This window comes from Pseudomonadota bacterium, assembly GCA_039193195.1.
GTDB lineage: Bacteria > Pseudomonadota > Gammaproteobacteria > Steroidobacterales > JBCBZW01 > JBCBZW01.
Genome location: JBCCWS010000084.1, coordinates 1 through 9,386, shown reverse-complemented (window position 1 = coordinate 9,386; position 9,386 = coordinate 1). Strand labels below are relative to the sequence as shown.

The window sequence follows — 9,386 nt, the reverse complement described above, 5'->3', positions numbered from 1 at the left end:
CAGGGGCGCCGCTACCAAACCTGGTGGCGATACGCTCAGTTGGGCTGGTCATCGGCGACAACTGTCCCTAACAGACACAGATTGGCTGGTGCGCATTGGTCAAGCTGATGCTGCTAGCCAATTTTCAACGGGCTGCTAGCGATCGCATCGGGGTAAGACGTGCTCTGGGCGAACCGCGATGCCAACGCTGAAGAAGACATGGCTTGTGGGAGACTAAGGTCAGTCTCTTGACTGATCTGACGACCGGAGGACGATCGAGGTTGATAAGTTCAGATCAGATCGCGACTAGCGCACCCAACCGAGCCTGCCGATCTTCGCGTTCGCTTGCGGTGGTGCTCGTGTACTGTCTGAAAGGCCTGTCGGGCGGCGCGATGCTCGTCACCGCATAGATCGACGGTGCCGGATTGGACGTGGCAGACCGAAGGACGGCCATTGATTTCCTCGAACGCTCAGACAAGGAGTACGGCAACCTGGCGGGAGTCCCTCGATCAGCAGAGACCAGCAAAGACACTTCTTCGAAGCGGCCAAGCGGTTCAGCCCGGCCCTTTCAGGGTGCGGGCCCACTGGAATAGAGGCGATCCACCCGTACTGGCGCACTTCGCCAATGACGAAGGTCGCTAGGTTCTGCGAAGCCAGAGCACTAGACCGAAATCGACCGGGTGGACCGCTCCGTGGCCCGAGATGGTCTGCCCGTTCGCAGAGATCTCCAGCTGTGGCGCACCTCCGCACCCTCAAGGCGTCGGCCCCACTCGGCAAGGATGGCTCGCAGATGTGAAAGGAAGCTCCGACGGTAGAGAGAGTGAAGGACAGAAGTGTCATCGGAAAAGGAAGATGGGTGTACGATGCCCGACACGACAATTCGACATCACAATCACCGCGTCTAACGCCCCCTCGAAGTACCAGACTACGGCAGATCGCAAATCAACAGGCGGCCAGGGGCCCAGACTGATGCAGCTAAAGTTATCGACACGCCCGCAGGCGGGCACCAGGCCCTACGACGCGGAGCTGAAGCAGTCCCCCTCCGAAAGCTTGGTCAAGGCGGTGCACCGGCGGGACAACGGCGTGTGCTCCGAGTGCGGCTTTCGTTCCGCCAAGTACATGCGTGTAAGGCCTACGCGCGAGATGCCGCACTCGCCGCGAGACTATCGAACCGTATGCACTTTCTGCTGGCAGGTAGAGCACATCGATGCCGCCGCACGTCAGCGCTCCGGTGAACTGGTCTGGATGCCTGAGCTCGACCAGCTCGAGATCAATCGGATGTTCCCGAGCATCTATGTCGAGCTCACCATGCCGCGCTCGCTGGTGCGGGAGCCTCTAGGCGCGCTGATTGCAGTCTTCGAGGAGAGAAAGTCGCGCGCGCTGCAGGCGCTTGGGCAGGACCGCAGTGCGTCGCTGCGGGGACTCTTTGACGGTCTACCGGTTGGGGGTCCAGACTGCCTCGAGAACTTGAGCGACGAATTCCGGCTCTGGCCAAGTTCGCGCCTAATCGTTCGCACTGGATCACTCGAGTTCAATCAGTTTCCCCAGATGCTCGCCTACTGGCGCTCGAGGGCGGGCCCGCTAGCCGGCGGGTCGCCGCACATTGCCGCGGAGACCCAGGACTGGCTCATACGCCTAAAGGGCTAGGCGATCGGACACTCTAGCTTGATCGGTAGGTCTCCGGCGATGGCTTCGTCCTTGAGCATTTCGATCATCCCCGTGGGGTGCACGGCGAAGTAGCCATGGAACAGGGCGGTAGAGTAGAAGATCAGGGCATTCAGGAGATAATGCCCCTGGTCGTTCGCGCCTTCGTAGGCAACCGGGGTGGCAGCGCCTTGAATAACGCTTAACGCGGTGCCGCCCGCCGGTGGTATGAGCGGGTCACTAGCGCTCTCCAATACGTAGAAGGGACCCTCATCCCCACGCACGAAGAAGCAGAAGAAACGCAGGTAGTCGGCCACATTACCAGGGTTCAGTGCGATACCTGCCTTAGCATTTACCTCGTGTATTGGCGGCGAAGTGCCGTTCAATCGATACAGACTGCCCTTATAGCTGAGGTAGCAGAGCGCGAGCTTGGGAGTAGGGAAGCTAGTGGGATCGGTTAGCTGCACAAGTGTCACCTCTTCGAACCAGGGCAGAGCGCGAGACTGCAGCACGGCCGTGTCCTTGCTAATTTGGTACCTGCCGTCCACCGGGTTGATCTTGCCAATGAAGCTTACGCGCTCGTCTCCCACCACGTCCCGCCACATTACCCTCTCCGTATCGTAGGCTGCGTAGATGTCCGAGGCGACGCCATGACGTACCGACTGCGTAAGAACGTAATCGCTGGCGTCGGTCGGCGTCGGCGCCCTAGCGTTAGACTCTCGTCCCGCATCGCCAGGCTTCCTCGGTTGCTCACCCTCTTTTTCGCCGTCAGGATCCGACGGGAACAGGATAGCCTCGAGCCGGCTTGATGAGATCTCGTTGTTTGGCAACGCCGCCGCGTAGGCCGCACAGCGCGATCGGTAGAGCGCCGAGAGGGCAACGCCTGAGATCCGGTGTTTGTAGTCACCCAAATGGGCTGAGGTGAGCAGCAAGGCCGCGGCGTCGAATTGGCCGGCCTCGACCGCTTCCCAGGCAAGTTGCTCTACCGGTAGGGACTTGGTCCCGATGTTCCCGAGTAGACACTCCAGACTCGCGCTAGCGCCAATCTCGATGGCGATCCGACAGGCCGTCACCTCGTCACGTCCGCCGATCGGCCGCTGTGGAATCACATCATCTTGCTGCAAGAGCAGATCAACGACGTCGGCGTTGTCCTGCAAAACGGCCTCGATTAGTGGTGTCACCTCGTTAGCGGCGCGCCGATCCGGCGCGTAGCCAAGCGATAGCAGGACCTGCACGATCTGCGGTGAGCCACCTCGGGCAGCATGGTGTAGGGCATCTGGCACACGCGTGGGCAGTGATTCCCGTCCTGCCGCGTCGATCAGCACCACTGCAGCCTGGTATCTTCCCGCAGCAGCCGCGAGATCCAGTGCCTGCATGCCCTCGCCATCCAGGCTGAAGAGGTCCGAGCAGTCTGTGGATAGAAGCAACTGAAGTTGCTGCGCCTGGCCGTTGGCGGCGGCTATATGAAGAGGTGTGCGACCGAAGACATCTGTGAGCTGGGCAGTTGACTGCCCGTAGAGGAGGAACCTCGTGGTCTTTTCGTCGTCGCTCGCGGCTGCCTTATGTAAGGGCGTAATGCGATGCTGCTGTGTAGCACCATCCTCATAGAGGTAGTCCAGCTTGCCCTCAGGGTTTCTAGACGCGAGCTCAACGGCCAGAGGGATGTCTCCGCGGTGTAACGCCACCTGAAGCGGGGTGCGGCCATCCTTGTCGCGCTTCTTCAGGTCCGCGTGATTGGCCAGCACGGTAACAAGCTCGCTAGCATTGGCAAGAATGGCCATACTCATGGCCGTGACCCCTGCCCGCGTCTCGCCATCAGGATCCGCACCGGCGTGAACGAGCGCACGCACGCAGGCCAGGTGGCCGTTCTCTACCGCAACGTGCAGGGGCGTCCAGTCACCGAGCTTCCGATACCCCGCGCTAGGCGACTCCTTGTCGAGCTCCTTGACCGCTTTCGCAATTGAGCTCTGGTTCCACGCGTGTACCATGCGCGGATTGGCTCCGTCCGGACTGGTCCGCTGCATAAGCTCTGCAAGATACGTGGTCACCGCCACATGCCCATTCTTGGCAGCGTAGTGGAGCGCGGTTGCACCAGCTCCATCCGCCTTTCTCACTGGCACACCTAGCTCGATAAGCGTCCTCACAGCCTCCAACTTGCCGTTGGCGGCAGCTACGTGGAGTGGACCGAATAGGCTTGGCCCCTCCGTATCGAGCGCAATCGGAGCCTCGAGATCCGCATGCTGTGCCAGCACGGTGAGTGCATCGGGCGCATTGCCAAGGGCAGCGAACATTGCCGGCGACCATCCTTGCGTATCCCTTACTTCGGGGTCAGTCTGGTGCTGCTCGATTAGGTGTGCGGTTAGCTTAGGGTGGTTGTAGCGCGCTGCCCAATGCAGAGGATGGATGCGCCTTGTTTGGAGCACGGCACCCTCCTCGAGTAGCCTCTCGATGAACGCAATGCAGCCGCCGAAAGCCGCCACCTCGATGGGCTGCCAGCCCTCGCTCTCCTCCACGTTCACATCAGCCTTGGCTTCCAGAAGACGATCGAGGATCTCAAGGTGATTGGTGAAGCACGTCGCAAACAGCGCCGTGCGTTTGTCTCCTCTCGCCACATTCACCGCGCCAGGGTCCGCCAATAGCATCGCGTCCACGATATCGGTCCGGTCGTATAGGGCTGCCAAATAGAGGTGGTGGGTCTTTTTGGGCGTGCGTTCAACAACACGTCGCGGATCACAGACCTGGCCAATTTGCGCCAGGCAGTAATCACGGAGCAGCGCATCGGGTGGATACATGGACTCGTTGTAGTAGCTGCTCAGGCGGGGTATCCATAGACCCAGCATCTCGGCCGCCGCCGCGGAGTACCGTCTAACCAAGAACGGCTCGATCGCACCTCTCCCGGCCGCATCCCAATCCTCTGCCTCTCCCCGCATCCTGTACTCTGCGCGATAGAGTGGCCGTTCCCGTTCGAAGAACGCCTCCGCCTCAGGCCAGTTTCGCGTCACCGTCTCGTGAACAAGCTTGACCTTGCCGTCACCCTCGTTGACCAGGATGCGGTTGCGCAGCAGCGCGCGGGCCAGCTTTTCCTCGCCGATCTGATCCGGAAGGTCGATGCTCGGTAGGAAGAACTGGGTATCGTCGTCATTCGCCGAACCTGTCCAGCGGACAAGTTTTCTCAGGAGATCATCCAGGGTGCTGTCGCTCTCGCGAACCGCATTGTCGATCTCAGCCTCTTCCATCGCCCGGCGGGCTAACTCGCCGAGCGTGCCCTCAAGACGAATGAGCGAATGGGCCTCTTCGAGGGTGATCTCGACGGGGCTTAGGTCGAATTGCTGCTCTGCTACAGGGTTGAAGGCCCGTGAGGGGTCGTGCACCTCCGTGCTCGCCGCGTCATCTAGGGCCTCATCACTACTGGCGAGTTTCGCCTGCCGCTTGGGCTCGCCGATCTCGCGATGAAGTCGTTCCAGCACGAGCGAAAGCAACGGGAGTATCGAACCCGATTGCCTTCCACTCATCTGGCTTCTCTGTTTGCGGATCTCCTCCTGAAGCTCTTGGACCACCTCCTGCGCCAGATAGGAATGACCGATGTGTTCGAAGGGCCTGCGGATGATCTGATCCAGTTCGACCGGACTCGGTACCTCCAGATCAGTGAGATGTTGACAAGACTCTTCCCATAGCAGGCCCAACGCGCCATGTTCCTTCATGCGCTCCAGCCGCCGCTGACGCAGCGTTGCGAGTACGAACAGGCGTGGTGCGCACACTGCTTGGCGGAGAAAATCGATGAAGTCATCCCAGCGCCCGCCGAGCTTAGGGTCGCGGACCATATCGACGATCTCTTCGAACTGATCTATGCCGACCAGCAGGCGGCTCCGCGCGCTGCCGACGTCGGTTGCTTGCACGCACGCGTCCAGCGTGGCGCATACCCAGGCTCCGCGTTCACCGCTCGGTACCTTCGAAAACTGCTCCAGGAGCTCCGCCGTGCGCTCCGCATCCGGTGCAGTGTCAGCGAACTCGCCCCGGAGCGCCTTCAAACAGGTCTCGAACAGTGGATAAAGTGGTTCGTCGCGGCGTTCGTCAGCGCTTGAGTCAATCAACAGCTGGTTGGGGCGAAAGACGTGGTGGACGTAGTTGCCCTGCCTGAGGGGATTCGTCAGCAGTGTGCCAACGACACCTGCACGTAGGAAAGATGACTTACCGACGCCGCTACTGCCCTTAATCCATAGAAAATGGGGCGCACCCTCGGCGAAAGCCCTCTCCACGAGCTTAACGGCACGTGCGATCTCCGTGTCTCGACCGTAGTAAGCCCGGGCATCGGCAACGTCGTAGCTCTTCAGCCCCATGAAGGGATCCACATGTGTTTCCGGGCTCGTGGGATTCAGCGTTTCTATCAGAAATTTGTTGTAGGCCTTTGCGATACTCTCGTCGTCTGCGATGAAGCGTGGCGCCACGCCAAGCGACCTAAGGTAGAACACAAAGTTGCGCAGCTGGTCACGCTGGCTATACACCTTCGCTTTTTCCTCGTCCGCCTTTCGCCCCCTGTGCGCGCTGCTGATTGAGTCCAGGAGAGTATCGTTGCCCCAGGGCGCGACTGACGTATCGTCCTCTTGCAAGACGCTCGGAGGCGAGGCGAAACACAAAAAGCTCGGCAGATTCCGATCGCCGTCCAGCCCTGCCAGACGACGATATCCGGAGATAGCGCAGAGCACCTCGAAGCTTGAGCCCGTCAGCGGGAAGCAGCCATCTACTTCTGCCCCATGTCTCCAGGGATGGAGCATTCGAATGGTTCGGCCCTCGTACTCGACGCCGATGCGCAAACCAGGCAGATTGTCGAGCATCTCTGTAGGGAAGTGCGCATCGAGCGGCGTACCGATTCGCTCGCCAAAGAAGGCAGCGATCCCCAATGAGAGTCGGTCGTCCGGTCGCGAGATGCGCTCCTGGATCGGGCGCGAGTCGTTAGACTCAAGCTCGGCGAGCTCCCAAGCGACAACGTGTGCTTCGAGCTTGCGCCCACCGTAGCTTGTAACATCCTTAAACACCCGCTGCGCCATTCGCCGCAATCGGATGACATCGTCGGGTGATGCCAGGAACAGAGATGGCATTTCCAACGGTGGAAAAGCCTTCATCGCGGGTGACTCCTTTCAACCAGAACGCTAGCCACACAATTCTCGCCGAACCGAGGACGATGCGCTAGGTGGGCGGATACTGAGCACTGTTGCTTGCTAGGTAGCAGGACAGGCGCTTAGCGCCAGCGGGACCCTTCGGCACGGCGCGCCCGCCTTACCGTTTGCGCCGCGCGAGCTGGAGATCGCTCGCCACGATCGCCCTGCCGGGCAGCCATTGCTCCACGGCGCGTCGGTCGGAAACACGGCTAGCGGGAGGTCCCTGAGGACCCTGGCAGCAGGGGTCAACAACTCGTTTCGCATCCATCTTCGAGAACGCTCGATACCTCGACTCCAAGCAAGCGTTGGTGACAGTCAGCTTTTCAGCGAAGGTGAGCGCTTCGAGCGCGCTTAGAGGTGTTGCCGATGAGGAGTTACCACGGGCGCGTGCACAGCGCTGTACCCGAGAGCGCGGTATTCAAGGGGCTGCGAAGAAGGAGGACGACACCTATGGGTACCGTTATCGCAGGCACAAGACTCGCACTCTGTCAGAGTGTTCAATTGGCCAAGGCCAAATTTTGGTACAGCGCCGCTCGGGACAGAAAGCACCGATGGTGCCAGCACGCAATCGCTCCCGCCAGCACCGAGCCAGCTGGGCCCATAGGCCCACCATCTGAGGTAGCATCGACTCTCCAAGGAGGACTACCATGCCCGAGCCCATCGACCCAGCATCCGCGGCTTGCCAGCGCTAGCCAAGCACAACCGCATCAACAGCGCTACGACTTCGAAGAGGACCGCGAGCTAGGGACACGGCGACATCGACCGAGCGTTGAGAGTGCGTGACAAGGCCATTCTTTGCTGCTCAGAAAAGTCCCTAGCCAGTTGGTGGGTCGCGGATGAGATCGGAGAGAGGCTTGAGCGCGAGCGCGCTGAGGGAAGGATGATGCTGATTCCGTTGGATCTTGATGGTCATCTGCTCAAGTGGGAACACAAGTTCGCGAGCAGAGTTGGGGCGCGGCTTGCTGCGGACTTCACGGGTTGTGAGACGGACAACATGAAGTTCGAGGAGCAGTTCGAGCTTGTGGTCAAAGCCCTGCGAACGCAGCGCCCGCCCCATCTGGGGGCACAGGAATAGCGTGGCTAACGAAGAGCGCGTCGAGCTGCTGCTGAGAAGCGTAGATGAGTGGAACGCGTGGAGGGAGGCTAAACCCTATGAGACCCCGGACCTCCGCAAGGCGAGGCTCCGCGAGGCGGACCTCCGCGAGGCGAACCTCATGGCGGCCAACCTCGACGAGGCGGACCTCTACAGGGCGGACCTCAGCAGCGCAGACCTCCGCAAGGCGACGCTCCGCGAGGCGGACCTCCGTAGGGCGGACCTCAGCGGCGCGGACCTGCGCAGGGCGATCCTCTACGGGGCGGACCTCACCGGGGCGGACCTCCGCAGGGCGGACCTCAGCGGCGCGGACCTCAGCGTGGCGGGCCTCGGCTTCGCGAAACTCGCCGAGGCGGATTTTTGCTTCGCGTTCTTTGGCTATACCAAGCTCAACTGGTGCGTCGGCATATCCAGAGCGAGGCACCTGGATCAAGTGAACCATTCCAACCAGTCAAGCCTGGACTTCGGTAACAACTTCCATGAAACCGCAGCCCTTCCCGAGGTATTCCTTCGTGGCTGCGGCGTACCCGAAGCGCTAATCGAATATCTGCCTTCGTTCAGTACAGAGGCGATCAAGTTCTACAGCTGCTTTATCAGCTATAACCACGACGACGAAAGCTTCGCGAGAAGACTCCACGACCAGCTCCAAGCTCGTGGAATCCGGTGTTGGCTAGACAAGCACCAAGTCCGCGGCGGTGACAAGCTCATGGACGCTGTCGACCAGGGAATCCGACTCTGGGATAAGGTGATTCTTTGCTGCTCGAAGTCTTCGCTCAATAGCTGGTGGGTAAGTAACGAAGTCGAAGCAGCCTTCGAGAAAGAGAGGAAGCTGCAGGAACAAACAGGCAACCCCGCACTCGCGCTCGTACCGCTCGACCTAGACGGTCACCTACTCAAGCAGGAGGGAGGAGTTGCCGCTCAAGTAAGGACTCGCAAGGCTATCAATCTCGTGGGATGGGAGGACAACACAGTCTTCGAATGCGGCTTCAAGGAGATTGTTGATGCGCTTCATACTGAGCGCCCTCCCCCGCCCCCAAGGAAGCTGGGCGAAGCTTGAATTCAGTCATCTCGTGCAATCATTTCGAACTCGTAGCCAACGACTTGTGCTATTGATTAAATTAGCTTACTTAAATATCTGGGTGCGTGGCCGACTACCAACAAAAATTCCTGCTCATCGAGCTAAGAAAGGCTGTTGCGGGTATGGAGCTCGTCGCCCAGCTGACGGCGCACGACAACACGAAGGATGTGGCGCCGGACAACAGCGGCCACATCGCGCGGTACCATAAGTACGAACGGACCGCGAAAAGGCGCTTGCCCATCTTGCGGCACTCGAAGCTGGGGAAGACCCGCTTACCGCTACAGAGACACCTGAAGTGTGCTAGTCGCGACCTGATCTGACAGTTATCGACCTCGATGGCCGTGCAGTTGTCAGATCAGTTCAGCGAACTGACTTTGCTCTCCCACAAGCCGCGACCATCCACCAGCGTCTGCATGGGCGTCCGTCCGCAACACAT

General features: G+C 60.2%; 4 protein-coding genes. 3 read left to right on the top strand and 1 reads right to left on the bottom strand.

What is annotated here, in order from left to right; genetic code table 11:
* The first annotated feature begins 948 nt into the window (after nt 1–948).
* Entirely contained in the window at nt 949–1,626 is a 678-nt protein-coding gene (locus AAGA68_26860; protein ID MEM9388691.1) for a hypothetical protein, read from the top strand.
* Here the strand turns inward: AAGA68_26860 and AAGA68_26855 are convergent.
* The gene (locus tag AAGA68_26855) at nt 1,623–6,743 is read right to left on the bottom strand and encodes an ankyrin repeat domain-containing protein (protein ID MEM9388690.1); all 5,121 of its coding nucleotides are present in this window, start codon (nt 6,741–6,743) and stop codon (nt 1,623–1,625) included. The genes AAGA68_26860 and AAGA68_26855 overlap by 4 nt on opposite strands.
* A gap of 793 nt (nt 6,744–7,536) precedes the next feature.
* Between AAGA68_26855 and AAGA68_26850 the strand changes: the two genes are divergently transcribed.
* Entirely contained in the window at nt 7,537–7,854 is a 318-nt protein-coding gene (locus AAGA68_26850; protein MEM9388689.1) for a TIR domain-containing protein, read from the top strand.
* Between the two features lies 1 nt (nt 7,855).
* A complete protein-coding gene (locus tag AAGA68_26845; protein ID MEM9388688.1) occupies nt 7,856–8,929 on the top strand; it encodes a toll/interleukin-1 receptor domain-containing protein in 1,074 nt (357 codons plus the stop codon).
* Nucleotides 8,930–9,386 lie beyond the last annotated feature (457 nt).